Annotated in this window: 25 protein-coding genes; 10 read left to right on the forward strand and 15 right to left on the reverse strand. The window is 65.8% G+C overall.

The features are described from left to right. Positions 1-40 precede the first annotated feature (40 nt). The 4 genes from CNE_RS22165 to CNE_RS22180 all read left to right on the forward strand — a co-directional run bounded on the left by CNE_RS22165 (position 41) and on the right by CNE_RS22180 (position 4,109). Positions 41-739, forward strand: coding sequence for a fumarylacetoacetate hydrolase family protein (locus CNE_RS22165; protein WP_013952513.1), 699 nt, complete (start codon positions 41-43; stop codon positions 737-739). Positions 740-775: 36 nt separating this feature from the next. Then, entirely contained in the window at positions 776-1,417 is a 642-nt protein-coding gene (gene maiA, locus CNE_RS22170; RefSeq protein ID WP_013952514.1) for a maleylacetoacetate isomerase, read from the forward strand. 27 nt (positions 1,418-1,444) lie between these two features. Beyond that, a complete protein-coding gene (locus CNE_RS22175) occupies positions 1,445-2,659 on the forward strand; it encodes a 3-hydroxybenzoate 6-monooxygenase (protein WP_013952515.1) in 1,215 nt (404 codons plus the stop codon). A gap of 109 nt (positions 2,660-2,768) precedes the next feature. Then, positions 2,769-4,109 (forward strand): MFS transporter, encoded by a 1,341-nt coding sequence (locus CNE_RS22180; RefSeq protein ID WP_013952516.1) that lies wholly within the window; start codon positions 2,769-2,771, stop codon positions 4,107-4,109. A gap of 84 nt (positions 4,110-4,193) precedes the next feature. On the opposite strand, the gene CNE_RS22185 is transcribed toward CNE_RS22180, so the two are convergent. Then, positions 4,194-4,802: a cysteine hydrolase family protein gene (locus CNE_RS22185; protein ID WP_013952517.1), complete on the reverse strand. Its 609-nt coding sequence runs from the start codon at positions 4,800-4,802 to the stop codon at positions 4,194-4,196. 181 nt (positions 4,803-4,983) lie between these two features. Here CNE_RS22185 and CNE_RS22190 point away from each other — a divergent pair, with 181 nt between their 5' ends. Then, positions 4,984-5,946, forward strand: a complete 963-nt coding sequence (locus CNE_RS22190; RefSeq protein ID WP_013952518.1) for a GlxA family transcriptional regulator — start codon at positions 4,984-4,986, stop codon at positions 5,944-5,946. A 30-nt stretch (positions 5,947-5,976) separates the two neighbouring features. On the opposite strand, the gene CNE_RS22195 is transcribed toward CNE_RS22190, so the two are convergent. Continuing rightward, a complete protein-coding gene (locus CNE_RS22195; protein ID WP_013952519.1) occupies positions 5,977-6,447 on the reverse strand; it encodes a DUF1801 domain-containing protein in 471 nt (156 codons plus the stop codon). Between the two features lie 221 nt (positions 6,448-6,668). On the opposite strand from CNE_RS22195, the gene CNE_RS22200 reads away from it, so the two are divergent. The 5 genes from CNE_RS22200 (at position 6,669) to CNE_RS22220 (ending at position 11,242) form a co-directional block, all read left to right on the forward strand. After that, entirely contained in the window at positions 6,669-7,088 is a 420-nt protein-coding gene (locus tag CNE_RS22200) for a DUF1801 domain-containing protein (protein WP_013952520.1), read from the forward strand. A 156-nt stretch (positions 7,089-7,244) separates the two neighbouring features. After that, entirely contained in the window at positions 7,245-8,225 is a 981-nt protein-coding gene (locus CNE_RS22205) for an ABC transporter substrate-binding protein (RefSeq protein WP_041228578.1), read from the forward strand. A 269-nt stretch (positions 8,226-8,494) separates the two neighbouring features. Further along, positions 8,495-9,493: a taurine ABC transporter substrate-binding protein gene (gene tauA, locus CNE_RS22210; protein WP_013952522.1), complete on the forward strand. Its 999-nt coding sequence runs from the start codon at positions 8,495-8,497 to the stop codon at positions 9,491-9,493. A gap of 86 nt (positions 9,494-9,579) precedes the next feature. Next, entirely contained in the window at positions 9,580-10,356 is a 777-nt protein-coding gene (locus CNE_RS22215) for a taurine ABC transporter ATP-binding protein (protein WP_013952523.1), read from the forward strand. A gap of 10 nt (positions 10,357-10,366) precedes the next feature. Beyond that, entirely contained in the window at positions 10,367-11,242 is an 876-nt protein-coding gene (locus CNE_RS22220) for an ABC transporter permease subunit (protein WP_013952524.1), read from the forward strand. 163 nt (positions 11,243-11,405) lie between these two features. Here CNE_RS22220 and CNE_RS22225 read toward each other — a convergent pair whose 3' ends face one another. From CNE_RS22225 to CNE_RS22285, 13 genes are all read right to left on the reverse strand, one after another. After that, positions 11,406-11,669: a hypothetical protein gene (locus CNE_RS22225; protein ID WP_041228579.1), complete on the reverse strand. Its 264-nt coding sequence runs from the start codon at positions 11,667-11,669 to the stop codon at positions 11,406-11,408. Between the two features lie 68 nt (positions 11,670-11,737). After that, entirely contained in the window at positions 11,738-12,001 is a 264-nt protein-coding gene (locus tag CNE_RS22230; protein ID WP_013952526.1) for a hypothetical protein, read from the reverse strand. A 284-nt stretch (positions 12,002-12,285) separates the two neighbouring features. After that, positions 12,286-13,254 (reverse strand): 4-hydroxy-tetrahydrodipicolinate synthase, encoded by a 969-nt coding sequence (dapA, locus tag CNE_RS22235; RefSeq protein WP_049800635.1) that lies wholly within the window; start codon positions 13,252-13,254, stop codon positions 12,286-12,288. Beyond that, entirely contained in the window at positions 13,241-13,597 is a 357-nt protein-coding gene (locus CNE_RS22240) for a hypothetical protein (protein WP_013952528.1), read from the reverse strand. The genes dapA and CNE_RS22240 overlap by 14 nt, the downstream gene beginning before the upstream one ends. Positions 13,598-13,739: 142 nt before the next feature. Further along, complete coding sequence (locus tag CNE_RS22245) at positions 13,740-14,567, reverse strand: TorF family putative porin (RefSeq protein ID WP_013952529.1); 828 nt, start codon at positions 14,565-14,567, stop codon at positions 13,740-13,742. A gap of 132 nt (positions 14,568-14,699) precedes the next feature. Then, a complete protein-coding gene (gene kdpE, locus CNE_RS22250; protein WP_013952530.1) occupies positions 14,700-15,395 on the reverse strand; it encodes a two-component system response regulator KdpE in 696 nt (231 codons plus the stop codon). Continuing rightward, the gene (locus CNE_RS22255) at positions 15,385-18,234 is read right to left on the reverse strand and encodes a sensor histidine kinase (protein ID WP_013952531.1); all 2,850 of its coding nucleotides are present in this window, start codon (positions 18,232-18,234) and stop codon (positions 15,385-15,387) included. Before CNE_RS22255 ends, kdpE begins: the two co-directional genes overlap by 11 nt. 69 nt (positions 18,235-18,303) lie before the next feature. Next, entirely contained in the window at positions 18,304-18,927 is a 624-nt protein-coding gene (kdpC, locus tag CNE_RS22260) for a potassium-transporting ATPase subunit KdpC (protein ID WP_013952532.1), read from the reverse strand. A gap of 25 nt (positions 18,928-18,952) precedes the next feature. Next, positions 18,953-21,178, reverse strand: coding sequence for a potassium-transporting ATPase subunit KdpB (gene kdpB, locus CNE_RS22265; RefSeq protein ID WP_041228581.1), 2,226 nt, complete (start codon positions 21,176-21,178; stop codon positions 18,953-18,955). A 103-nt stretch (positions 21,179-21,281) separates the two neighbouring features. Next, positions 21,282-23,102 (reverse strand): potassium-transporting ATPase subunit KdpA, encoded by a 1,821-nt coding sequence (kdpA, locus tag CNE_RS22270; RefSeq protein ID WP_013952534.1) that lies wholly within the window; start codon positions 23,100-23,102, stop codon positions 21,282-21,284. Further along, a complete protein-coding gene (gene kdpF / locus CNE_RS22275) occupies positions 23,102-23,191 on the reverse strand; it encodes a K(+)-transporting ATPase subunit F (RefSeq protein ID WP_018309472.1) in 90 nt (29 codons plus the stop codon). The genes kdpA and kdpF overlap by 1 nt, the downstream gene beginning before the upstream one ends. After that, positions 23,191-23,604 carry a hypothetical protein gene (locus CNE_RS22280; RefSeq protein WP_148271649.1) on the reverse strand — a complete coding sequence of 138 codons (414 nt, stop codon included), beginning with the start codon at positions 23,602-23,604 and terminating at the stop codon, positions 23,191-23,193. The genes kdpF and CNE_RS22280 overlap by 1 nt, the downstream gene beginning before the upstream one ends. A 1-nt stretch (position 23,605) precedes the next feature. Next, the gene (locus tag CNE_RS22285) at positions 23,606-24,838 is read right to left on the reverse strand and encodes an MFS transporter (RefSeq protein WP_013952535.1); all 1,233 of its coding nucleotides are present in this window, start codon (positions 24,836-24,838) and stop codon (positions 23,606-23,608) included. Positions 24,839-24,910 lie beyond the last annotated feature (72 nt).

Consider the following 24,910-nt stretch of genomic DNA (forward strand, 5'->3'; position numbering starts at 1 on the left):
AGGCTCCCGCTTACCTGACGACCTCCGGAAATTCCGAACCATGTCCTACGTCTTCACGCCCCCCGCCACCGTTTCCATCCCCGTTGCCGGCAGCGACGACCAGTTCGCCGTGCGCCGCGTCTACTGCGTGGGCCGCAACTACGCCGCCCATGCGCGCGAGATGGGCTTCGATCCCGACCGCGAGCCGCCGTTCTTCTTCTGCAAGCCGGCCGACGCGATCGTCCCGGTGCAGGCCGGCACCACGCTGGACCTGCCTTATCCGGCGCAGACGCAGAACTACCACTACGAGGCCGAACTGGTGACCGTGATCGGCAAGGCCGGTTCGGATATCCCGGTCGAACAGGCACTCGAACACGTGTGGGGCTATGCCGTCGGCCTCGACATGACCCGCCGCGACCTGCAGATGAAGATGCGCGAGATGGGCCGCCCCTGGGAAATCGGCAAGGCCTTCGATGCCTCGGCGCCGGTGGCGCCGATCCACCGTGCCAGCGAGATCGGGCACCCGCAGCAGGCCGGCATCTGGCTGACCGTCAACGGTGAAACGAAGCAGCGCAGCGACGTGTCGCACCTGATCTGGTCGGTGGCCGAGACGGTGGCCTACCTGTCGCAGTTCTTCCGCCTGGAGCCGGGCGATGTGATCTTCACCGGCACGCCGGAAGGCGTTGGCGCGGTCAAGGCCGGCGAGACCATGGTCACGGGCGTGGACGGCCTCGGCGAGCTGACCGTGCGCGTGGTCTGACCCCCCGTGAATCGCAGCACACAGGCATTACCGATCATGCAGCTCTATAGTTTCTTCAACAGCTCGACGTCCTACCGGGTGCGCATCGCGCTGGCCCTCAAAGGCCTGCCGTACGACTACCTGCCGGTCAATATCCGCACCGGCCAGCACCGCGCGCCGGAGTATGTCGAAAGCATCAACCCGTCCGCGACCGTGCCCGCGCTGGTGGATGGCAGTCTTGCGCTCGGGCAGTCGTTCGCGATCATCGACTACCTGGATGCGCTCCATCCCGAACCGCGCCTGCTCCCGCAAGACCCGGTGCAGCGAGCGCGGGTGCTGGAACTGGCCACGCTGATCGGCTGCGACATTCACCCAGTCAACAACCTGCGCATGCTGCGCTACCTGCAGGATGTGCTGAAGGTCACGCCCGAGCAGAAGGATGCCTGGTACCGCCACTGGGTCGATGAAGGCATGGCCGGCGTGGAGCGCCTGCTGGCGCTGCACGGACATGGCAGGTGGTGCTTCGGCGATGCGCCGACGCTCGCTGACGTCGCGCTGGTGCCGCAGGTTGCCAACGCCCTGCGCATGGGCTGCGACCTGGGCCGGTACGAGCGCGCGATGGCGGTCTACGCCCACGCCAGCGCCCATCCCGCCTTTGCCCAGGCGGCGCCCGGGCGCCAGCCCGACCATACCGCCTGACGCAGCGCGCAGGCCAGGAGACAAGACATGAGCAGTACCAACAACGCGACCGGCAAGGTCCTCATCATCGGCGGCGGCATCGGCGGCCTGGCCGCGGCGCTGGCGCTGGCACGCCAGGGCATCCGCATCGAACTGCTGGAGCAGGCCGAGCAGATCGGCGAGATCGGCGCGGGCATCCAGCTGGCCGCCAACGCCTTTGCTGCGCTCGACGCGCTCGGCGTCGGCGAGGCCGCACGCAGCCGCGCGGTCTTTACCGACTACCTCAGCCTGCGCGATGCGATCGACACCAGCGAGATCGCCCGGGTCGATGTGGGCCAGGCCTACCGCGAGCGCTTCGGCAACCCGTATGCGGTGATCCATCGCGCCGATATCCACCTGTCGATCCTGGAGGCGGTGCAGGACCATCCGCTGATCACGTTCCGCACCAGCACGCGCGTAGAGCAGTTGCTGCAGGACGACAAGGGCGTGACCGTGATCGACCAGCACGGCGAGCATCACCATGGCGACGCGGTGATCGGCTGCGACGGCGTCAAGTCCGCCATCCGCCAGGCATTGATCGGCGATGAGCCCCGCGTCACCGGCCATGTGGTCTACCGCGCCGTGGTCGATGTCGCCGACATGCCGCAGGACCTGCAGGTCAACGCACCAGTGGTGTGGGCCGGCCCGCATTGCCACCTGGTCCACTACCCGCTGCGCGGCGGCCAGCAGTACAACCTGGTGGTGACCTTCCACAGCCGCGAGGAGGAGACCTGGGGCGTGCGCGACGGCAGCAAGGCAGAGGTGCTGTCGTACTTCGACGGCATCCACCCGCTGCCGCACCAGATGCTGGACCGCCCGACCTCGTGGAAGCGCTGGGCCACCGCCGACCGCGATCCGGTCGAGCGCTGGAGCTTCGGCCGCGCCACCATCCTCGGCGACGCCGCGCACCCGATGACGCAGTACGTGGCGCAGGGCGCCTGCCAGGCACTGGAAGATGCGGTCACGCTGGGTGAAGCGGTGAAGGTGGCCGGCGGTGATTTCGAAGCGGCATTCAAGCTTTACGAGCAGGCCCGCATCCCGCGCACCGCCCGCGTGCTCTACGCCGCGCGCGACATGGGCCGCGTCTATCACGCCAAGGGCGTGGACCGGCTGGTGCGCAACAGCCTGTGGACCGGCCGCACGCAGGCGCAGTTCTACGACGCGCTGCAGTGGCTGCATGGCTGGCGTGCCGACAAGTGCCTGAGCCCCACGCCGTGGCTGTAAGCCGCTGACGCAACCTTTCTTCGCAGTCAATCCGAAACGACCTGGCGGCCGCCTATAAGGCCGCCGGGCGTGACTCGCCCCTAATCCTGGCATCAAGGAGGAGACCACCATGCCTGCCAGCCAACCCCTGAACGCCACCGCGTTCATCGACCGCCAGCCGCTGTCGGCGTTCCAGGTGAGCATCGTCGTGCTTTGCTTCCTGATCGTTGCGGTCGATGGTTTCGATACCGCGGCGATCGGCTTCATCGCACCAGCCATCCGCGCGGAATGGCAGCTGACGCCGGCCCAGCTGGCGCCGCTGTTCGGCGCCGGGCTCGGCGGCCTGATGGTCGGCGCCTTCCTCTTCGGCCCACTGGCCGACCGCTTCGGCCGCAAGGGCGTGCTGGTGCTGTCGGTGCTGTTCTTCGGTGCCGCCAGCCTGGCCTCGGCCTGGTCGCATGACCTGTGGACGCTGGTGCTGCTGCGCTTCCTGACTGGCCTGGGCCTGGGTGGGGCCATGCCCAACGCCATCACGCTGACCTCGGAGTTCTGTCCGGAAAAGCGGCGCTCGTTCCTGGTCACGACCATGTTTTGCGGCTTCACGCTGGGCTCGGCTTTCGGCGGACTGGCTTCGGCCGGGCTGATCGACGCCTTTGGCTGGCGCTCGGTGTTGGTGGCCGGCGGGGTCATGCCGCTGATGCTGGCGGCGCTGCTGCAGTGGCTGCTGCCGGAATCGGTGCGCTACCTCGTGCTGGCCGGCAAGCAGCGCGAACGCATCGTCGCCACGCTGCAGAAGATCGCGCCGCAAGCCGACCTGCGCGACGCCACCTTCGTGGTCGGCGAACAGCGCAGCACCAGCTCGCCCGTGCGGCACCTGTTCCGGCCCGAACTGCTGCGGGGCACGCTGCTGTTCTGGCTGACGTTCTTCATGAGCCTGCTGGTGATCTACCTGCTGTCCAGCTGGCTGCCGACGCTGCTGCGCACTGCCGGCCATTCGTTGCGCACGGCCGCGCTGGTGACAACCATGTTCCAGATCGGCGGGACGATAGGGGCGATTGCGCTGGGCTGGCTGATGGACCGGATCAATCCGCACTATGTGCTGGCATCCAGCTATGCGCTGGCGGCGCTTGGCATTGCGGCGGTGGGCAGCGTTGCTTCCGAGCCGGTGGCCGCGGGCATGGCGGTGTTCCTGGCGGGCTTCTGCATCTCAGGGTCGCAGGTGGGTGCGAATGCGCTGTCCGCCAGCTTCTATCCGACGGACTGCCGTGCCACAGGCGTGAGCTGGGCCAACGGCGTGGGCCGGATGGGCTCGGTGGTGGGGTCGGTCGGCGGGGCGACCATGTTGTCGATGGGCCTGGGCATGCCGGCGTTGTTTGCGTTGATTGGCGTGCCGGCGCTGGTCGCGGGGTTGTCGATGTTCTCGTTGGGGATGGTCAGGCGTCAGGGCGCGGTGGAGCGCCTGGCAGTCTGAAAGCGGGCGGCGGGAGCCATTGACTGAGGGGGAGGTGCATGGCCTGACGTTCTCCCCCTCGGCACCACGGCTGTCGGCGATCGATCAGGCGATCGGCAGTTTCAACACCTGCTCGGTCGTCAGGATATCGCCGAAGGTGTCGTCGATGGTGGCAAGCGCGGCCCGGTGCAGGTCCCGGTGCGGCACCACGCCGCCGGCGGTATCCAGGTCGCGCGTTGCGCAGGCATCCTCCGCCACGATCACGCCGTATCCGAGCGGCACCGCATCGCGCGCCGCGCCCGACACGCAGGCATGGGTCATCAGGCCCGTGATGATCAGGGTCTTGATGCCGGCGGCCTTGAGGCGCTGGTCCAGGTCGGTCGTCGGGAACACGCTGACCGAGGTCTTCTGCAATACCGTGTGATGCGCGGCCGGTTGCAGGTCGCTGTGGAACTTCACGCTGGCGCTCTGTTCCGCAAAGATGGGGCTGCCCGCGGGCGTCACATGCTGGATGTGGACAACAGGAATCCCTGCCGCATCCGCGTGAGCGATCAGGCGTTGCGCATTGCCCAGGGCGCGCGCGCCGTCCGGAATCGGCATCTTGCCGCTGAAGTACTCATTCTGGAAATCGATCACCAGCAAGGCGCTGCTGGCGGCTTCGATAGCGGTGGGGGCCGGTGCGCCGGCCATGGTGCGAATCGTCGGGTGGTTCATTGTGGTCCTCGTCATGGGGAAGAAGAGGGCGGCGCCGTTGCCGAGGAGGCCGCCCCAATCACCGCAACCGCGGCATGGGATGTAGTTTCCAACGCCCGCTGGAACCCCGAAAGTGGCCCGATGGACAGCATCCGATAGAATTGGGCCAACTTCAATCCCTGTCCCTGACTGCGAGAATGCAATGCATACCGTCGCGGTGATCGCCTTCGAAGGCATCAGCCCCTTCCACCTGTCCGTGCCCTGTATCGTGTTTGGCGACGATCTTGCCCGGCTGGGCGTGCCGCGCTACCGGCTGATCATCTGCGGCGAGAAGACCGGGCTGATTCCAACCATGTCCGGTTTCGGGATCGAGGTCGGGCACGACCTTTCGGTGCTGGCCGAGGCGGATACGGTCATCATGCCGGCCTGGCGCGACCCTGCGGAGCGCCCGCCCCAGGCCCTGGTGGAAGCGCTGCAAACCGCCAGCGTGCGGGGCGCGCGGATTGCCGGCCTTTGCCTGGGTACGTTCGTGGTCGCCGAGGCGGGTTTGCTGGACGGGCGCACGGCGGCCACGCATTGGGCCTGGGCCGATGACTTTGCGAACCGGTATCCGAAGGTCAGGCTCGATCGCAACTCCCTGTATATCGACGATGGCGACATCCTGACCTCGGCCGGGACGGCGGCCGCCCTGGATTGCTGCCTGCACCTGCTGCGCCGCGACCATGGCGCGGAGGTCGCCAACCGGGTGGCCCGCCGCATGGTCGTTGCCCCGCACCGGCATGGCGGCCAGGCCCAGTACATCGAACAGCCGCTGCCCCGGATGGATGGCGCGGACAAGCTCAGCACGACCCTGGACTGGGCCATCGAGAACCTGGACCAGGCGCTGGCACTGGACACGCTGGCGGAGAGGGCCGGGATGAGCCGGCGCAACTTCACCAGGCGCTTCAAGGCGAAGACTGGCACAACGGTGACGCAGTGGGTGCTGAACCACAGGCTGGCGGCGGCGCAGCGCCTGCTGGAGACGACGGACAAGGGGGTCGACCTCATCGCCGAGCTGGTAGGGTTTGGATCCGCCGTTTCGTTTCGGCAGCACTTCACCCAGGCCTTCGCCGTTTCTCCGTCTGCCTACCGCAAGCAGTTTGGCGGTGCGGTGCTGCCGGATTGACCAACGGGGCCTGGTTCTGAGGACAGGGGCTTACGGAGCCCAGCCAGGCAGTTCCGATGCCTGCCGGATCCAGCTTGCCACCAGCGCCTCGTCAAGCTCGTCGTCTTCGTGGATGTGGAAGTAACGCGTGTTCTCGTCCTTGGACTCGACAGGGGGAACAGGGCGCAGCGACATGCCACGGAAGAATGCCACCTTGATGTACCTCGTCATGCAATGGAAGCTGAGGAACCAGCCCTGACCCTCGATGCCATAGAAGGGCGAGTTCCACCTCACTGCCTTGCGGACGTCAGGCACGGTGCGCTGGATGAGCGCGTCGAGGCGGCGCCCGGCGTCGTGTTTCCAGCCCGGCATGGCGGCGATGTAGGCCTGCACGGGGGCATCTCCGTCGGCCTTCGCGATCTGGGGGTTGCCGCCGGCGAGCAGGGGCGGGCTGGCAGCGGCCCGCCTGGCCGGGGTCTTCGTTGCGGCGTGCGCCGGCTTCCTGGATGGTTGGTTCGCCATTGCCTTCACTCCATCGAATACACGCTGACTGCCTGACAGACAGGCCAAGTCGCCCAGGGCAGGCATGGCTGCTGACGACAGTGCATGAAGCACAACAATCGGGCTATGCTAACCTGCTGAAACGGATGGAGCAATGAACGAGGGATCGACCGAAACGCTCTCTGCCATTGCCGAACGTGAGCTGCCTCATCCACGGGACCAATTCGAGGAATAGGGATCCAATGAATCCATCGGAACGTATCGACGAGCTGATCGCAGGACTCACCGACTGGCGTGGCAAGACGCTGGCCAGCCTGCGCAAGACCATCCTTGAGGCCGATGGCGAGATCATCGAGGAATGGAAATGGATGGGAAGCCCGGTGTGGTCGCGCGACGGCATGATCGCAGTCGCCAACGCGCACAAGGAGAAGGTGAAGATCACCTTCACCAATGGGGCCAGCCTGCCGGATCCTGACAAGCTCTTCAACGCCGGCCTCGGCGGCAACAAGTGGCGCGCGATCGATCTCTTCGAGGGCGACAAGATTGACGCGAGTGCCATGAAGAATCTCATCCTTGCCGCGATTGCGTTCAATCAGGGCAAGTCGAAGAAGAAGGCAGCGCCCGCGGCTACCCGGGCGAAAGCACAAGAGCGTAAAGAGTAAAGGGAAGCGAAGCGTCCTGGCGTGCGGGCGCGCGCCTGAGCTTCGCAACGAAGGTCCCGGCCGGCATGCTCCACGCATATGGAATGCCGGATTTCTTCGTTGGTTTTCGCGCGCTGCGCGCGTACGTTCGTGGGTTTCCATCTCCCCGCGAATGCTATGACCGCTTCCCGACGACAGTTCCTGCGCCAGGGCGCCGCCGCCACGGCCGCGCTCGCCTCCGGCCCCATCCTTTCCTTTACCACCTTCGCCACCAGCAGTGCGCAAGCGCAGGGGCGCCCGGTCCTGAAAGCCGGCGACCAGAAGGGCGGCCTGCGCGCGCTGCTCGAGTCCGCCAACGCGCTCGAGGGCCTGGGCTACGACATTCAATGGACCGAGTTCCCTGCCGCGGCACCGCTTGCCGAGGCGCTGAACGCGGGCGCGGTCGACAGCGGCCCGATCGGCGATGCCCCGGCGATCTTCGCGCTGGCGGCCGGCACGCGGATCAAGCTGATCGGCGCCAACCGCTCTGACCCCTACGGCACGGCAATCCTGGTGCGGCCCGACTCGCCGCTGCGGCAGGCCGCCGACCTGAAAGGCAAGAGCATCGGCACGAACCGTGGCTCGATCGGGCACTTGGTGACGCTCAAGGCGCTGGAATCCGCGGGGCTGAAGCCGGAGGACGCCAACCTCCGCTTCCTGCCGCCGGCGGATGCCAAGCTCGCGTTGAGCAGCGGCTCGGTGGATGCGTGGGCGACGTGGGAACCCTATACCGCGATGGTGGAAACGAGCGGCCACGCGCGCGTGCTGGTCAGCGGACGCGGGCTGTGGTCCGGCCTCAGCTACCTGGCGGCCACCGATGCCGCGCTGGCGGCCAAGCGCGTGGTGCTGCAGGACTTCCTGCGCCGGGTGGTGCGTGCGCAGCAATGGTCCTACCAGCACGTACCGGAGTTCTCGGCGGCCCTCGCCCGCATCATCGGGATCCCGCCGCAGGCGGCACGGCTGCAGTTCGAGCGGCGGCACACGCAATGGCGGAGCATCGATGCCGAACTGCTCGCCGAGCAGCAGCGCACGGCGGATTTCTACCAGAAAGTTGGGTTGCTCAAGCAACGGCTCGATGTGCGGCAGACCTTCGACTCCGGGTTCTCCCTTACCGCCTGACCGCCGCGGGCGGCATCAGGCCGTGCACCGGGATCTTCGACGGCCTCGGGAAGCGCCTCCGGCACGACCAAAGCCTCGTCGGTAGCCGCTAAGGATTTCCATGATTGACGCCGCCTCGCGCCAGCGCATTTCACGGCCTGGCGCGGCCTGCGCCGGCGCGGCCCGTTCTGGTTCCAGCGAATGCGGGCAACTGGTCCTATAGGCCCGGAATGGCCCTCACCTATAAAGCCGTGACCCCCAAACATATTTCCCTTCCGAGGAGCACAACCATGCGGTGGATCAAGCAGATAGCGACGTATTTCGCCCTGGTGGCCGCGCTGGCGCCAGCCGCACACGCCCAGAGCAAGAATGTAGTGATTGCTTACCAGGACATGGTGGTGCCCTGGCGCTACGCGCAGGACATGAAGGAACTGGAAAAGCAGACCGGCTACACGGTTTCGTTCCGGCAGTTCGGCGGTGGCGGGGATGTGATCCGCGCCATGGCTTCGGGCCAGATCGCCATTGGCGAGGCCGGCACTTCGCCGATTGCGTCGGCGCTGTCGCAAGGGCTGGATGTCGAACTTTTTTGGATCCTGGACGACATCAACGCAGCCGAGGCGATGGTGGCGCGCAATGGCAGCAAGATCGCCAGCGTCGCCGACCTGAAGGGCAAGCGCGTCGGCGTGCCCTTCGTGTCAACCACGCACTACCACACGCTGGTCGCACTGGAGCGCGCCAAGATCAATCCGAAGGACGTCCGCATTGTCAACATGCGGCCGCCCGAGGTAGCCGCCGCCTGGGAGCGCGGCGATATCGACGCCACCTTTATCTGGGACCCGGTGCTGGCCAAGCTCAAGCAGTCAGGCACCGTGCTGATGACTTCCGGCCAGATTGCCGCCGACACCGGCAAGGCCACCTTCGACGGTATGATCGCCAACAAGAAGTTTGCCCGTGAAAACCCGGAGTTCATGGTCAAGCTGGTGCGCGTGCTGGCCGCCGCGGATGACAACTACCGCAAGAACAAGGCGTCGTGGACCCCCGATTCGCCCATGGTGAAGGCGGTGGCCAAGGTGTCTGGCGCCAAGGCCGAGACCGTACCCGCGAGCATGGCGCTGTACGCCTTCCCCACGCTGCAGGAGCAGGTGTCGGAGCGCTGGCTGGGCGGCGGCGCGGCGCGCGCGCTGCAGTCCGCGGCGCAGTTCCTCAAGGAGCAGGGCACCATCCAGACCGTCTTGCCGGACTATGGCCCGGGCGTCAACGCGGAATGGGCGAAGCGGGCGTTGCGCTGACGCCGCGCCCATCGCGCTGAAGATGGCCGCCGCGCGCAAGCCAGTCCGGCGCGGCCGCCCCGAAAGTCCTGTTGCGGAAGCCCATCATGTACAAGCTTGAAATCGATAATCTCAGTGTCAACTATGGCGTCGCAGGCGGCGCCAAAACGCTGGCCCTGTCGCAAGTCAACCTCACCATGGAGCGCGGCGATTTCGTCGTGGCGCTCGGTGCCTCGGGCTGCGGCAAGACCACCTTGCTGTCGTGCATCGCAGGCTTCATGGAACCCTCGGAAGGCGAGATCCGGCTGTCCGGCAAGGTGGTGCGCGGGCCGGGTGCCGAACGCGGCGTGGTGTTCCAGAAGCACGCCCTGATGCCGTGGCTCAGCGTGGCGGACAACGTCGCGCTCGGATTGCGCCTGCGCGGCGTATCGCGTGCCGAGCGGCTGCGGGTCGCGCATGAGAAGCTGGCCGCGGTCGGGCTGGAAGATGTCGCCAGCAAGCCGGTCTATCAGCTTTCGGGCGGCATGCAGCAGCGCGTCGGGATTGCCCGCGCGCTCGCCTGTGATCCGGCCGTGATGCTGATGGACGAGCCGCTGGGCGCGCTCGACGCGCTGACGCGCGAATCGATCCAGGCGCTGATTCTCAAGCTCTGGGCCAAGGAACAGAAGATTGTTTTCTTTATCACGCACAGCGTGGAAGAGGCGCTGTTCCTGGCCACGCGGCTGATTGTCATGACGCCGTCGCCTGGCCGCATCGCGCACACCTATGAACTGCCGTTCGCGCGGCGCTTCATCGAATGCGGGGACGCCCGTGCAGTCAAGGCCGACCCGGAATTCATCCGCTATCGCGAAGAGATCATTGATCTGATCCATGCCACCGCCTGAGGAACACGAGATGCCCGCTTCCGTCCAACGCATCGAACCCACGCCGCGCGTCACCAAAGCCGCAGCGGCCGGGGCCAGCCAGCAAATGAAGACCGTTTCGGGCTACCGCCTGCCCGGCGAGGGGTCAAGTTCACGCATCTCCACCATCACCGTGGTCCTGCTGCTCGCGTTGTGGTGGCTTGCCAGCCATCTGCGCTGGCTGCCGCCGCTGTTCCTGCCCACGCCTGAGTCGATCGTCACCGCCTTTATCGATGCCTGGCAGGGCAACCTGCAGGGCGGCCAACCGCTGACCGAGCATTTCGCGGCCAGCATGCTGCGCGTGTTCGGCGCCTTCGGGCTGGCGGTGGTCACGGCGGTGCCGATCGGCGTGATGATGGGGGTGTCGCGCATCGCACGCGGCGTCTTCGATCCGCCGATCGAGTTCTACCGTCCCCTGCCGCCGCTGGCGTACCTGCCGCTGATCGTGATCTGGTTCGGCATCGACGAGACCTCGAAGGTGCTGCTGATCTTCCTGGCCTGCTTCGCGCCGCTGGCAATGTCGGCCCAGGCCGGCGTGCGCTCGGTCACCATCGAGCAGATCAACGCGGCTTACTCGATGGGTGCCACGCCGTGGCAGGTGGTGCGCCACGTGGTGATACCCGCCGCACTGCCCGATATCCTGACCGGGATGCGCATTGCCATCGGCTTCGGGTGGACCACCCTGGTCGCCGCTGAAATGGTGGCCGCGACCGCCGGCCTTGGCCAGATGGTGCTCAATGCCTCCAACTTCCTGCGTACAGACGTGGTGATCATGGGCATCGTGCTGATCGGGCTGATCGCCTACGTGTTCGACCTGCTGATGCGCAAGCTGGCGAAGGTCCTGGTGCCCTGGAAGGGACGGATGTGAGGTGAGGGTGTAGCTCCGGGATCATCATCCCCCCAGGGGGCACGATGAGCCGTTCAGACTTGGCCGGAGAATGCAGTGGAAGATAGCGCAGGCGGTATCTTCCGCTGCGGACTCCAAGTTGCGTCGCCACCCGTTGAAGCGGGGGCGACGCACCTCGGTCCCGTTACAGCGCAGCCACCTGGGTGCCGTTGCCGAAGTTCTGCATGGTGGGCATCTTCAGGCTGAGGTGCGAGCTGGCGTCGATCGTGTTCACGGTCGGCCCGACCTGCAAGCCGATGGTCGGGCTGGCAAAGCCGCCGCCGCCGACGACGTTCTGATAGTTGCCGCCGACAAGTGAGTAGGCGCTGCCACCGCGCACAGCGGACATGGTCTTGCCGTCCAGTTCCTGGTCGAACGGCAGGTCCTTGATCATGAGGGTCGATTGCATGGTAAGTCTCCTTGGGGATTCGGTTGAAGGGGAGTCCCGCCTCGGCGGGCCTCCCGCATGCAGCGTTGTTACAGCGTGGCCACCTGGGTGCCGTTGCCGAAGTTCTGCAGGGTGGGGATCTTCAGGCTGAGGTGCGAGCTGGCGTCGATCGTGTTCACGGTCGCGCCGACCTGCAAGCCGATGGTCGGGCTGGCAAAGCCGCCGCCGCCGACGACGTTCTGGGCGTTGCCGCCGACAACAGAGACGGCGTGGCCGCCGCGCACGGCGGACATGGTCTTGCCGTCCAGTTCCTGGTCGAGCGGCAGGTCCTTGATCATGAGGGTCGATTGCATGGTAAGTCTCCTTGGGTTCGGTTGGGGGAGCACGTTGTTGCGCTCGAAGGGTATAGAGCATGGGGCGTGCCAGACCCGGGAGGGTGCTGCAATAAGATCCATAACCTCTTGAAAAACAAAGGTTTTTCATGGAATGCCGGCACTTTCCGATCCCCGTCAGGCAGACTTTGTGTTGGGCGCGGGCCAACTCATTTCATGACGCTGTTGGCCAGACAAACACATATCAGGCGCTGGCCGCGACGCGATGCCGCCGGAGAGGCCGAAAGGCAAGGATGGCTAGCCCTTTATGCCGCCAGATGCTCATCCCGCGCCGCGGAAAGCGGAGGAAGAAGAGCCATGGCCTCTTCCAGCCTCTGGACCAACGCGGGACTTGCCGGCTGCAACGGCAGTCGGGTTTCCGGGGAAATCACGCCGGATAGCGCCAGCGCAGCTTTCACCGGTGCCGGATTCGGCTCGGCGAACATGAGCGAGATCAACGGCGCGAGCTTGGCGAACAAGGCGCGGGCCGCGCGCAAGCGGCCTGTCTGCGCCAGATGCAGCAGGCGCACGAACAGGTCCGGACGAATATGCGAGGACGCGGCGATCACGCCGGCGCCACCTGCAAGCAGGTGATCCAACAGGGCCGCGTCCTCACCGCACAGCACGGTGACATGCGGATCGTTGACAAGTGCCCGGAGATTGCCGGCGTCACACTCCTTGACCGCCGAGATCTGCGGGTGCGCAAGCAGCGATCGGATGAGCGCCGGCGACATCGCACAGCCAGTTCGCTTCGGCACGTTGTACAGCATCAGGGGGCGTTCGGTTGCGCGCGCCACCTCATTGAAATGCCACACGATGCCCTCATCGGAGGGCCGCAGGTAGCAGGGCGGCGGCACCAGGTAGCCGACAAGATCAAAGGCGTCCAGTTCGGCAACTTGCGCGCACACCGCGCGGGTATCGACCGCTCCGACGCCAGCCATCACCGGCAGCTCGCCATGGACGGCCTCGAGCACTGCCGCCGTGAAGACTTGCCGCTCGTGCGTGGAGAGCAGGCTTCCCTCGCCGGTCGTGCCCAATATGATCAGGCCGTTCACGCCAGCCTCGAGGTAGCGCTCAGCCAGCCTGGCGGCCCCCGGCAGGTCCAGCGAGCCGGCACGCATCGGCGTGACCATGGGCACCCAGATGCCCCATGGCGACTGGCGGGAAATCGCTGCGATACTGGTGCAGGCGTGAACGGCGGCACCGGAGAAGCTCTCTTCCTCAGTGCGCCACATAGCCGTCTCCCAGGGCTGTAGTGACGCCGAACTCCGCCGCCGGAAATGCCGTCATGATGGCATGCATGGCCGCGTCGCGGTCCGTGCGCGCGATCTCCACGTGCAGCGTGGTTTCGCCGTGCCGGTAGTCCACATTCACCACATAGACGCGGGCCAGTTCACCGAGCGCCCTGCACATGGTCTGGCGCAGGCCGAACACCTCGGTGGATGCCACCGCGAGACGCATGCGGATCCAGACCGGTGCCGGCTGGGGGACCGCGCGCAGCGCGGGCATGGTGGCCTTGCTGCTGCGCAGGGCGGTACGTCGGGGAACGGTATCAACGGCCAGGCTTGACTGTCGCATGATTGGATGGACCCGCGCGGTAGCGGGTCGCGTGTTGGACATGGCTTTATGCTAGCCAGCGCCGTCTAAATTTGATGCAAGGATGTTGGGCTTTGGCGTTAAATCCGCATCAAAACCAGCGACGCTGGCAAAGCGCTCGCGCTCAGAACGTCTTCGTCAGCGAAGCCCAGGCCGCAGCCTTGCCCAGATAGCGGCCCCGGTTGGCACTGGTGTAGGCCGATTCCTTGGCGTTGGTGTCCACGTAGGCCACCGCCAGCGCAAAGCCCTTGCCCAGGTCCTTGGTCAGGCCGATCTTCCAGTCGGTGTACGAGGCGTCGCTGAAGTGCGTCACGCCCTGGTAGCCCACGTGCGCGTTCAGGGTCAGGTCCCAGAAGTTCAGCGGCACGTTGGCCGTCAGGTCGACGTAGTAGCTGTTCTTGCTGTCGTTGAAGCCGAACAGGTTGGTCACGGCATGCGAGTACTTCAGGAATACCGGGCCCCAGCCGATACCGGCATACAGTTCCGTGGTGTAGGGACGCGGGTTGTTGTAGCCGCCCGGGTAGTAGTACTGGAGCGCGCCCACGTCATAGTTGAATTCGGTGCCGGCAACCTTGAAGGTGTTCTTGAAGCCGCCGTAGAAATCCATTTCGACCGGCGCCGACACCGCCGGGTTGGCATCCTCGAGCCAGCTGATGCTGGAGTTCCAGTTGCCCACGTAGAAGCCGCTTTCGTGCGCATAGTCAAAGCCCCCCTGGATCGCGGGCCGCAGGTTGGTCTGGCTGATGCCGCGGTAACGGTAGTCCGAGACCAGCGACACGTTGGCAGTGAACGTATGCGGCGATGCCGGCCCGGCTGCGGCAGTGGCCGGAGCCGCTGCAGGCGCCTCGGCGTCGGGCTGGGATTGCGCCATGGCCGGCATGGCAGCGAAGATGAGGATGGAAGATGCGGAACAGGCGAGCAGCGCGGCCGCGGTATGGCGCAGGTCAGTCATTGTTGTTGTGACGAAAGTTGAAGGAATCCCCGTTGCAGGGAGCCTCGCCACGATATGGCCTGACGCGTAAAAACGGTATCAAAAGCCGCAGCGCCCGCGTACAAATCCAATCAATGCGCTTGGTTTTCAGCGTTATCCGGCAAAGCGGTAGCCCAGCCCGATTTCCGTCAGCAGGTAAGCGGGCCGCGCCGGGTCTGCTTCGAGCTTGTGCCGCAGATGTCCCATATAGACGCGCAGGTACTGGCTGCTTTCGGCCTGAGAGGGGCCCCACACCTCCCGCAGCAATTCCCGGTGCGTCATCACCTTGCCGCGGTGCGCGATCAGGACCGCCAGGAGACGATACTCGATCGGCGTCAGATGCACGGCCTGTCCCGAGCGGGTGACGACGCGGCTGGCCAGGTCAATCTGCACGTCGCCGAACAGGATCTGGTGGGAGCCCTGGGCGTTGGCCCTGGCATGCCGGCGCAGCAGCACGCGCAGGCGCGCGACCAGTTCGCCGACGCCAAAGGGCTTGGTCAGGTAGTCATCCGCGCCGGCATCCAGCGCACCGATCTTGTCGGCCTCTCCACTGCGTGCCGACAGGACCAGCACCGGTACGTCAGTCCACGTACGGATCTCGCTGATCAATTGCACCCCGTCTCCGTCCGGCAAGCCCAGGTCGAGAATGACGAGGTCCGGTTGCCGGGTGCCCGCCTCGATCAGTCCGCGCTTGAGCGATTCTGCCTCGTGCACCATGCAGCCTTCGGACTCCAGCGTCGAGCGGACAAAGCGCCGGATATGCGGCTCATCCTCAACCAGCAAGACTGTCGGGGAAAAATCAAATGGCATCAGTCTGCTCCGGCTCCACCGCTGGCGGATTTCCACGCGGCAACGCTACCAGGAAGCGCGCGCCTGCCTGGCCGCCGGGCCGGTCTGGCCGTTGCGCGGGTTCCACCCAGATGCGCCCCCCATGGGCTTGCACGATTGCCTCGCATACGGCGAGGCCCAGGCCGACGCCCGCGGTCGCGGATTCGCGCTCACCGCGCGTGAATTTCTCGAAGATCTGCCGTTCCTTGCCCTTGGGCACGCCCGGGCCATCATCCTCTACCGCAATTCTGATCTCGCCGTCGACAGCCGCGGCCGAAAGCCGGATCTCTGTGCCGGCAGGCGTGTATTTGGCGGCATTTTCCAGCAGGTTGCACAGCACGCGCTCGATCAGCACGGCGTCGCATTCGACCAGGGGTACCCTGGACAAGTCGGCGACAACCACGCGGTGGTGCTCGAGCGCCTCGCGCATGGCAGCCAGGCTGGCGCCAACGAGTTCCTCCACCGATTGCCATTCCTTGCTCATCCGGACTTCCCGGCCCTGAAGCTTGGCCATGTCCAGCAGATTCACCACCATGGTCCGCATGCGTTTGGCCTGTTCCAGCATGGCGGCCACGGTCTCGGCCAGTGACGGCGCCAGCCCGAGATCGCTACGCTGCATGGTTTCCGCCATGCCGATCAGGCTTGTCAGCGGGGTTCGCAGGTCATGGGAGACAGCGGCCAGCAATGAGCTGCGCAGGCGCTCTGACTCCATCGACAGCAAGGCCTGCTGCGCCACTTCGACGTAATGCAAGCGCTCGATGGCGATCGCGATCAGCGTGCAGAACACATCGACCTGGCGCCGTAGCGCAGGTTGCGCAAAGGCGCGCGACACCGCAGGCTCGACCGCCAGCACGCCACGGGTCTGCATCGGCGCCTTCAATGGCAGATACAGCACGGTGCTGCCTGGCAAGGTATGCGTGCCGGTGCCGGCCGGCTGGCCGTGATCGAATACCCACTCTGCCAGTACACGGTCGATCGAGTCGGTTCGCGCCCCGGTGTCATGCTGCTCGACATCAGACACGGGCGGCAGCAAGCGGCCCTCCGGGGAAACCAGGAAGAAGGCTGAATTGGCATCGAAGGCAGCACGCAGGAAACGGCTGGCGATCGAAATAATCTGGTCCGGCATCAGCGCCGCGGAGAGTTCCCGGGCCAGTTCGTACAGCGTGCGAGCATCGTTCTCGCGCTGCACCGCCACCTGCGCCTGTTCGCGCAAACCGGCCGTCAGTTGCCCGATGACCAGCCCCACGGATAGCAGCACCAGGAACGTGAGCAAATACTGCACGTCGCTGACGGCGAACGACAGCCGCGGCGGTACGAAGAAGAAGTCGAAAGCGGCAACGGCCAACACCGAAGCCAGCGCCGCCGGTCCGCGGCCATGACGAAGCGCGACGCCGACCACCGCCGCCAGAAACAGCATGGCAATGTTGACGACGTCGAACCATGGAAACGCCAGGGCCGACAGCGCCGTGGCACCGGCACACCATACCACTGCCCACAAATGGTCTCTGCGCGTGGCCCCGTCGCCTGGCGCGGGGGCGTCTGGCTCCTCAGTGCCATGGCGCGGGCGAAGATCGACCCGCGTCGTGTCTGCCGCCACGCGGATGATGTCGATTTCCGGACACCCGATCGCCAGCGCATCGGCAAAACTGCGGCGGCCGAACAGCCACGCTGGCGAGTTCACAAATGGCGTCAAGGCCAGGCCGAGAAGGGCGCGGGCCCGTTCAGCAAGGGAGGCGCCCCCGCGGCGCCAGTCTGCCGGCGCCCGGCCGATGACTACCTTGGTCAGGTTGTGGCGGCGCACGTACCCCACGATTGCCTGGACCATGTCGTTGCCCGCCAGGGTCTCAGTGCGTGCGCCCAACTCCTCTGCGAGACGCATGGCCGTCTGCAGGCGCGTCTTTGCGAAATCGGATGGGGGTGCCAGCCTGGGTGTGGCGATGGTCACCACATGCCAGTCGCAGTCGAGCTGGCCGGCAAGCCGGCGCGCACTTCTGACGACCTGCTCGGCATCGTCACCACTGCCAATGCAAGCCAGCACGGCCTCCCGGGTCCGCCACACGCCTTGCACGGCTTCGGACTGACGCCATGCCCGGACATCGGAGTCCACGCGGTCGGCGGTCCGGCGCAGCGCCAGCTCGCGCAGGGCGATCAGGTTGCCTTTCCGAAAAAAATTGCGAGCCGCATGTCGCGCCTGCTCCGGCAGATAGACCTTGCCTTCCTTCAACCGGCGCAGCAGCTCGTCGGCCGGCAGGTCCACCAGCACGACTTCGTCGGCGCTGTCGAAGACAACGTCCGGCACGGTTTCCCAGACGCGGATGCCGGTGATGCCGCCCACCGCCTCGTTCAGGCTGTCCAGATGCTGCACATTGACCGTGGTCCAGACGTCGATCCCGGCGGCCTGCAGTTCCTGGATATCCTGCCACCGCTTGGGATGGCGGCTGCCCGGTGCGTTGGAATGGGCCAGTTCGTCAACCAGGATCAGGGCCGGTCGCCGGACCAGCGCCGCGTCCAGGTCGAACTCCTGCAGAACCCGCTCGCGGTACGGCACGTCCTTCATTGGCAAGCGCTCGATACCGGCGATCAGCGCTTCGGTCTCCGCGCGGCCGTGGGTCTCCACGATGCCGATGACGACATCGGTGCCCTGCGCGGACGCCGCCCGCGCTGCGGTGAGCATGGCGAAGGTCTTGCCGACCCCGGCGGAAGCGCCAAAGTAGACCCTGAGCTTGCCGCGCGAGGCGCGAGCGCCTTCCTCCTGCACCATCTGGAGCAGGGCATCGGGGTCGGGGCGCGCGCCGGCTTCGCGTAGTTCGACATCAGGCATCGGTCGGCTCACCCTCTATCCTGGCATTGGCAAACCAGTTCTGCTTCGCATCCGCGTCCCGGCACTGGGTTACTTCCGTGCAATGGCATCCAATCCAAGGTTCAACTTCAGGACGTTGATTCCCGGGTCGCCCAGGACCGACATTTGCGGCGTTTCCGTATTCGCCGCAATCAATTGCTTCACCTGCTCGATCGGAATCCCCCTGACGCGCGCGACGCGCGCCGCCTGGTACGCTGCGGCCGCAGGGCTGATGTGCGGGTCGAGCCCGCTGCCGGATGCCGTGACCAGGTCCACCGGCACGGGGGCCTGGTTGTCCGGATCGGCGGCGTGCAGCGCGTCGATGCGCGCGCGTGCGGCGTCGGTCAGCGCCGGATTGGTGGGGCCCAGGTTGGATCCCACCGAAGCCGCGGCGTTATACGACATTGGCGCCGTGGCCGACAGGCGGCCCCAGAAGTACTTCGGGTCGGAGAACGGCTGGCCGATCAGTTCCGAGCCAACAGTCTTGCCATCCTTCTCAATGAGCGAGCCGCCGGCCTGATGCGGGAACACAGCTTTTGAGATTGCCGTGATCACGCCGGGATACAGCAGCCCGGTCACCAGCGAAAGACCAACGAACACCACCATCATTGGCCGCAACAAGCCACCTTGCACGGGGGGCGGCGACGGCTGGCGGGACTGCACTTGCGTATTCATGAATGCTCCGATTCGTAGGAGAAAATCAGACCCAGCCAAAGAGGGCCAGGATCATGTCGATCAGTTTGATGCCAACAAACGGGACCAGGATGCCGCCCAGACCGTAGACCAGCAGGTTGCGGCGCAGCAGCACCGCCGCGCCCAGCGGCCGGTAGACCACGCCCTTGAGTGCAAGCGGGATCAGCACGACGATGATGAGAGCGTTGAAGATCACTGCCGACATGATGGCCGACGCCGGCGTGGCGAGCCCCATCACATTGAGCAGGTTGAGCTGCGGATAGGTGGTGGCAAACGCCGCCGGGATGATCGCGAAGTACTTGGCGATGTCGTTGGCCACGCTGAAGGTCGTCAGCGAGCCGCGCGTCATCAGCATCTGCTTGCCGATCTCGACGATCTCGATCAGCTTGGTCGGGTTGCTGTCCAGGTCCACCATGTTGCCGGCTTCCTTGGCCGCCTGCGTGCCGCTGTTCATCGCCACGGCCACGTCGGCCTGGGCGAGTGCCGGGGCGTCGTTGGTGCCGTCGCCGGTCATCGCGACCAGCCGGCCATCGGCCTGGTACTGGCGGATCAGCTTGAGCTTGGCTTCCGGCGTGGCTTCGGCCAGGAAGTCGTCAACGCCGGCTTCCGCCGCAATCGAAGCCGCAGTCAGCCGGTTGTCGCCGGTGATCATCACGGTCTTGATGCCCATCTTGCGCAGTTCGCCGAAGCGATCGCGAATGCCGGTCTTGACAATGTCTTTCAGTTCGATCACGCCAAGAACGCGCACCGAATCGCCGTTGGCGTCGGCTACCACCAGCGGCGTGCTGCCGACGCGGGCGACCTCATCCACGGCTTGCAAGACCGCATCGGGGAACTTGCCGGCGCGTTCCGTGACGTAGCGGCGCACGGCATCGGCCGCTCCCTTGCGCACGTGACGCTCGCCGCCGCCATCGCTCAGGTCAACACCGCTCATGCGGGTCTGGGCGCTGAACGGCACGAATTCCGGCTTCTGGCTTGCCATCACCGGCGCCGTCAGCCCCGGCAGCTGGCGTGCCAGCGTGATAATGCTGCGGCCTTCCGGCGTCTCGTCGGCCAGCGACGACAGCCATGCCGCTTCCGCGAGTTGCAGCTGCGACACGCCCGGGGCCGGGATGAAGCGCGATGCCTGGCGGTTGCCGTGGGTAATGGTGCCGGTCTTGTCGAGCAGCAGCACGTCCACGTCACCGGCGGCTTCGACAGCACGGCCCGAGGTGGCAATCACGTTGGCTTCCATCATGCGGCTCATGCCCGCCACGCCAATGGCTGACAGCAGCCCGCCGATCGTGGTGGGAATCAGGCAAACCAGCAGGGCTACCAGTACCGTGATCGTGACCGGCACGCCAGCCTTCGTCACCAGGACGCTGTAGAGCGAGAACGGCTGCAGCGTGGCCGTGGCCAGCAACAGCACGATGGTCAGCCCGACCAGCAGGATCGTCAGGGCAAGTTCGTTCGGTGTCTTTTGCCGCTTGGCGCCTTCAACCATCGTGATCATGCGGTCGATGAAACTCTCGCCCGGGTTGGTCGTGATGCGGGCCACGATCCAGTCGGACAGCACGCGCGTACCGCCGGTCACCGACGAGAAGTCGCCGCCCGACTCGCGGATCACCGGCGCTGATTCGCCGGTGATGGCGCTTTCGTCGACCGAGGCCACGCCGTCGATCACTTCGCCGTCGCCGGGGATCATCTCGCCGGCCTGCACCAGCACCACGTCACCGCGGCGCAGCGCCGTCGCGGGGCGCGCTTCGGTGGCACCTCCACGCTTGCCGTCCTTCAGCACACGTGCGGTGACCGTGGTCTTCAGACCGCGCAGCGCCTCCGCCTGTTGCTTGCTCCGGCCTTCGGCAAGTGCCTCGGCGAAGTTCGCGAACAGCACCGTGAACCACAGCCACACCGACACCGCCAGAATGAAGCCCGCGGATTCTCCACCCGGGGTTGCTGCCGGCGCGGCCATTGCCTTCAGGAAAAGGATAGTGGTCAGGATGCTGCCCACGTAGACCACGAACATCACCGGGTTGCGCAGCTGGTCGCGCGGCGACAACTTCCTGAAGGCCGCGACCAGCGCGGGCTTCACCAGCTCCGGCGCGAACATGCTGCGCGCCGGCGGGCGATGATGGTGGGAACCGTGTTGCCGGTCGGACACCGGCGCGCTCTTCGCCTGAAGCGTGTTGGAGGATGACGCTTCAGCTGTGTTGGCGCCGCGCTTGGCCACTTGGGCCATCGAATCTTGTTGCATGGTTTCTCCGCAATCCGCTAGAGCCATCCGGCACCTGCATCTGTGAGGCAGTGCAGGGGCCGGACGTGTAGGAATGCCCGATATTTCGTCGTCAGTCGTCGCTTTACTTCGCCGCGGTTGCCGTCACCGCGCCCTGGAGCTGCTCGGCGACCGGCCCCAGCGCCAGCGCCGGGACATAGGTCAGCGCCCCGACCAGCAGCACCGTGCCCACTAACAGGACGACAAACAGCGGGCCATGCGTCGGCATCGTGCCGCCGGTCACCGGCACGCGTTTCTTGGCTGCCAGCGAGCCCGCCAGCGCAAGGACCGGGATGATGATCCAGAACCGGCCAAACCACATGGCCGCCGCCAGCAGCGTGTTGTAGAACGGCGTGTTGGCAGACAAGCCCGCAAAGGCGCTGCCATTGTTGTTGGCCGCCGACGAGAGCGCGTACAGGATCTCCGAGAAGCCGTGCGTGCCGGGATTGAACACCCCGGCGCGTCCCACCTCGGTCATCACCGCCACGGACGTGCCGAGCAGCACCAGCAGTGGCGTGACCAGGATCGCCACGGCCGTCATCTTCATTTCGTAGACTTCGATCTTCTTGCCGAGGTACTCCGGCGTGCGCCCAATCATCAGTCCGGCGATGAACACCGCGAGCACGGCGTAGACCAGCATGCCGTACAGCCCCGAGCCGACGCCGCCGAACACCACCTCGCCCAGCTGCATCAGCAGCATCGGCACCAGGCCACCGATGGCGGTGAAGGAGTCATGCATGGCATTGACCGCGCCGCACGACGCCGCGGTCGTGATGGTGGCGAACAGTGCCGAAGCGGCGATGCCGAAGCGCGTTTCCTTGCCTTCCATATTGCCGCCGGCCTGCAACAGCGACGCGGCGTGATCCACGGGCAATCCGGCCAGGGCCGGGCTGGCCATCTGCTCGGACATCGCCGCCACGCAGGCCAACGCGACAAAGATGACCGTCATGGAGGCCAGCACCGCGACACCCTGTCGCCTGTCCCCGACCATTTCGCCAAAGGTGAAGCACAGCGCCGCCGGTATCAGGAAGATCGCCAGCATCTCTAGGAGGTTGGCCAGGGCATTCGGGTTCTCGAACGGATGCGCCGAGTTGGCATTGAAGAAGCCGCCGCCGTTGGTGCCCAGCATTTTGATGGCTTCCTGCGAGGCAACCGGTCCCATCGCCAGCGTCTGCTTGTCGGTCTTCAGGTCTTCCGTCGCCGGCTTGCCTTGTGCATCGAGCACCGGTTGCCCGGCCGCATCGACCTTCGGCTGGCTGTACTCAACCGGCGTGACGAGGCTGACTTCCTTGTAGGCATCGAAGTTCTGGATCACACCCTGGCTGACCAGCGCCAGCGCGATCACGGTCGCGATCGGCGCCAGCACGTACAACGTGACCCGCGTCATGTCGACCCAGAAATTGCCGATGGTGGCGGCGCTCTGGCGCGCAAATCCGCGCATCAGCGCGAACACCACCGCGATGCCGGTCGCCGCGGACAGGAAGTTCTGCACGGTGAGCGCGAGCATCTGCGTCAGATAGCCCATGGTCGACTCGCCGGCATAGCCTTGCCAGTTGGTGTTGGCGACAAAGCTGATCGCCGTGTTAAAGGCCGAGTCCGGCGCAACCGCACCAAAGCCCTGCGGATTGAGCGGAAGCATGCCCTGCAGGCGCTGCAGCGCATAGACTGCCACCACGCCAAGCAGGTTGAACGCCAGCACCGCGACGGCGTACTGCTTCCATCCCATCCCGGTATCGGCACGCACGCCGCCCAGGCGATACAGCAGCCGTTCCAGCGGTCGGCCCCAGACGGTCAGCGAATAGTCGCCGTCTTCCACAGCGCGCCGGATATAGCGTCCGAGAAAAGGGGCGCACGCCAGGAGGATGGCGAGATAGAGGACCAGCAGGCCCAAGAATTGGGAGGACATCAGAATTTCTCCGGCCGGAACAACGCAATGAGGAGGTAAACAAAAATGGCAATGGCCAGCACGCCGCTCAACAGATCCGTCCAGCCCATCACAGCCTCCTGTCCGACGCGCTGTTCTTTGCCAGCATCTGGTCATGCGGGCTGCCGGGCTCGCTGCCTGCCGGAGATTTCGGCGCAAGCACGGCGCAAAGCCCCAGCAGGGCCGCGCTCAGCACGGCGAAGCCAATCAATACGATCAAAAAGATCCCGTCCATAACAAAGCACCCTTGAATGGTTTCGGCTTGCAGATTAGCGACGGGGTCGTAAAAACAGGGTAGAAAGGTGGCCGGTGCGTATAAAGAACGCATAAAGATTCCGGCGATCAGCATGCGCACGCGAACCAAGGAGCACTTTTTCTGGCCGCTGGCGATCGTGATGGGTGCTGCTGGTGGCTGAGGTGCTGCGCCGGCGCGACGCTTCTCTATCGAATCTTTACGCGATGGCGCCGTATCGCGGCTCAGCACGTTAATCGAGAGGCTTGACCCGCCTGAACGCACCAAGGAGTGCGAGGTCGTAGGCAATCTTGAGCACGCCGCAGGCAACCAGCGGCGTCCCGACCCAGCCCATGGCCAGCAGCGCGCCCGCCAGGGTCGGGCCGAATGCGGCAGCCAGGCTCCTGGGCACGGCGGTCAGGCTTGCCGCCGCCGGCCGCTCGGGCGGCGTCACCACGGCCATGACATAGGCGGTCCGGGTCGGTACATCCATCTGCGACAGCGCGCTGCGTACGAGCAACAGCGCCAGCGTCGCCGGCAGGGAGGGGGCGAACGCGGCCGCGATCAGGCAGAGGCTGGATGGGATATGGGTGAACACCATCGTATTCAGCAAACCGAACCTGCGAGCCAGCGGCGCAGCCACGAGTTGGGAGCCGGCGCTTAGCAGCCCGGCCCAGAAGAAGAATTGCCCGGCGGCACCAATGGAAAGGCTGAAGCGCTGCATCAACCAGAGCGCTAGCAGAGAGTTCACCACCAGGCCGCCGGCAAATGCGTCGACGCTGAAGAGCAGGGCAAGGCGGGTAACGATCCGGCGAGACGGTCCCAGCGGGACTCTCGTCGTTGCCAGGTGCGCTGGCGGCTCCGGCATGCGGGCATAGAGGATCCAGAGTGCGGCACCGGTCAGGGCATAGACAATGAACATGGCGCGCAGCGCGCTGAGGACAGGAACCCCAAGCTGCGCCGCGAGCCAGTCCGGCAGCGCCGCCGCCAGCGCGCCAATGGCGGCGCAGAGGGCCCCGGTCAGGCTGTAGCGGGCGAACAGCGCAGTGCGGGCATCGGGGGAGGCCGAATCGGCAAGACCGGCATGCTCAAGCGGCAGGAAGACGCTGACGTCGCCGGAACTGGGGTTGAGCGTGCCTACGAATGCGACCAGCAACAGCGGCCAGAGAGAGGACAGCCCGGCGAAGCCTATGCCCGTCGCGGCCATCAGCGCGGCCGCCGACACCAGCAGCCTGCGCTGCGGATAGCGATGGCCGATGACGCCCACCAGGACCGTCGCCAGTGCCGAGCCGATCAGGGTGGCGCTGCTGACCAGTCCCACTGCCAGTTGCGCGAAACCGAGGGCCAGCAGGTACGCCGGCAACAGCACGGCGATAAAGCCGTCACAGAACCCGCGCAGCGCGCGCCCGACGAGAAGCGGCAAAGCGCCGGGATGAACGCGTGCGGGCAGGACCAGGCGCGCAAGCCAGCCTCTGCTGACAGTCATGGCCGGGTCTTCACGTGTGCGCATCGCAATGGCGTCCGTATCCCGGTCTTCTCATTGAGCCAGGGGAAGTCC

This window comes from Cupriavidus necator N-1, from assembly GCF_000219215.1.
GTDB lineage: Bacteria > Pseudomonadota > Gammaproteobacteria > Burkholderiales > Burkholderiaceae > Cupriavidus > Cupriavidus necator.

Bases quoted from the DNA above. Each gene is read 5' to 3' on its own strand.
- CNE_RS22165 (WP_013952513.1), top strand. From the start codon at position 41: ATGTCCTACGTCTTCACGCCCCCCGCCACCGTTTCCATCCCCGTTGCC.
- maiA (WP_013952514.1), top strand. From the start codon at position 776: ATGCAGCTCTATAGTTTCTTCAACAGCTCGACGTCCTACCGGGTGCGC.
- CNE_RS22175 (WP_013952515.1), top strand. From the start codon at position 1,445: ATGAGCAGTACCAACAACGCGACCGGCAAGGTCCTCATCATCGGCGGC.
- CNE_RS22180 (WP_013952516.1), top strand. From the start codon at position 2,769: ATGCCTGCCAGCCAACCCCTGAACGCCACCGCGTTCATCGACCGCCAG.
- CNE_RS22185 (WP_013952517.1), bottom strand. From the start codon at position 4,802: ATGAACCACCCGACGATTCGCACCATGGCCGGCGCACCGGCCCCCACC.
- CNE_RS22190 (WP_013952518.1), top strand. From the start codon at position 4,984: ATGCATACCGTCGCGGTGATCGCCTTCGAAGGCATCAGCCCCTTCCAC.
- CNE_RS22195 (WP_013952519.1), bottom strand. From the start codon at position 6,447: ATGGCGAACCAACCATCCAGGAAGCCGGCGCACGCCGCAACGAAGACC.
- CNE_RS22200 (WP_013952520.1), top strand. From the start codon at position 6,669: ATGAATCCATCGGAACGTATCGACGAGCTGATCGCAGGACTCACCGAC.
- CNE_RS22205 (WP_041228578.1), top strand. From the start codon at position 7,245: ATGACCGCTTCCCGACGACAGTTCCTGCGCCAGGGCGCCGCCGCCACG.
- tauA (WP_013952522.1), top strand. From the start codon at position 8,495: ATGCGGTGGATCAAGCAGATAGCGACGTATTTCGCCCTGGTGGCCGCG.
- CNE_RS22215 (WP_013952523.1), top strand. From the start codon at position 9,580: ATGTACAAGCTTGAAATCGATAATCTCAGTGTCAACTATGGCGTCGCA.
- CNE_RS22220 (WP_013952524.1), top strand. From the start codon at position 10,367: ATGCCCGCTTCCGTCCAACGCATCGAACCCACGCCGCGCGTCACCAAA.
- CNE_RS22225 (WP_041228579.1), bottom strand. From the start codon at position 11,669: ATGCAATCGACCCTCATGATCAAGGACCTGCCGTTCGACCAGGAACTG.
- CNE_RS22230 (WP_013952526.1), bottom strand. From the start codon at position 12,001: ATGCAATCGACCCTCATGATCAAGGACCTGCCGCTCGACCAGGAACTG.
- dapA (WP_049800635.1), bottom strand. From the start codon at position 13,254: ATGTGGCGCACTGAGGAAGAGAGCTTCTCCGGTGCCGCCGTTCACGCC.
- CNE_RS22240 (WP_013952528.1), bottom strand. From the start codon at position 13,597: ATGCGACAGTCAAGCCTGGCCGTTGATACCGTTCCCCGACGTACCGCC.
- CNE_RS22245 (WP_013952529.1), bottom strand. From the start codon at position 14,567: ATGACTGACCTGCGCCATACCGCGGCCGCGCTGCTCGCCTGTTCCGCA.
- kdpE (WP_013952530.1), bottom strand. From the start codon at position 15,395: ATGCCATTTGATTTTTCCCCGACAGTCTTGCTGGTTGAGGATGAGCCG.
- CNE_RS22255 (WP_013952531.1), bottom strand. From the start codon at position 18,234: ATGCCTGATGTCGAACTACGCGAAGCCGGCGCGCGCCCCGACCCCGAT.
- kdpC (WP_013952532.1), bottom strand. From the start codon at position 18,927: ATGAATACGCAAGTGCAGTCCCGCCAGCCGTCGCCGCCCCCCGTGCAA.
- kdpB (WP_041228581.1), bottom strand. From the start codon at position 21,178: ATGCAACAAGATTCGATGGCCCAAGTGGCCAAGCGCGGCGCCAACACA.
- kdpA (WP_013952534.1), bottom strand. From the start codon at position 23,102: ATGTCCTCCCAATTCTTGGGCCTGCTGGTCCTCTATCTCGCCATCCTC.
- kdpF (WP_018309472.1), bottom strand. From the start codon at position 23,191: ATGGGCTGGACGGATCTGTTGAGCGGCGTGCTGGCCATTGCCATTTTT.
- CNE_RS22285 (WP_013952535.1), bottom strand. From the start codon at position 24,838: ATGACTGTCAGCAGAGGCTGGCTTGCGCGCCTGGTCCTGCCCGCACGC.